Origin of the sequence: Aeromicrobium phragmitis (genome assembly GCF_003674095.1) — a bacterium.
In the GTDB taxonomy this organism is placed as follows: Bacteria; Actinomycetota; Actinomycetes; order Propionibacteriales; family Nocardioidaceae; genus Aeromicrobium; species Aeromicrobium phragmitis.
On the sequence record NZ_RDBF01000272.1, the window covers coordinates 1 to 303 of the forward strand.

General features: G+C 67.7%; 1 protein-coding gene. It reads right to left on the minus strand.

The window, feature by feature from the left end:
* Positions 1 to 252: hypothetical protein (locus D9V41_RS17305; protein WP_208006950.1), on the minus strand; the 252-nt coding region annotated here is incomplete at its 3' end.
* Positions 253 to 303: the final 51 nt, after the last annotated feature.

Here is a 303-nt window from a genome sequence, read left to right on the forward strand (position 1 = left end):
GAACCCCGAGCCGTCCGCGACTGCCGACGGGTCCTGCAGCAGAAACAACACCTGCGCCTGAATGCCTCCCGATCGCGGGTCGAAGGCTGGCACCTTCTCGCCGGTGCGCTCGGCCACCGAGGTTGCCCAGGCGTGGAGGGGTCCAATATGAGCACGGTCGAGTTGAGCGCGCCGCTCCGCGATCGAACCCGGCCTCTCGCGCTCGTCCAGCAAGGTCCCGTTCTGCCAGGCCAGCCGGTTGAACACCGTCATGACGTCGGGGCCGTGCGGATGCGTACTTCGCGCTCCATGCGTTTCTCGTGG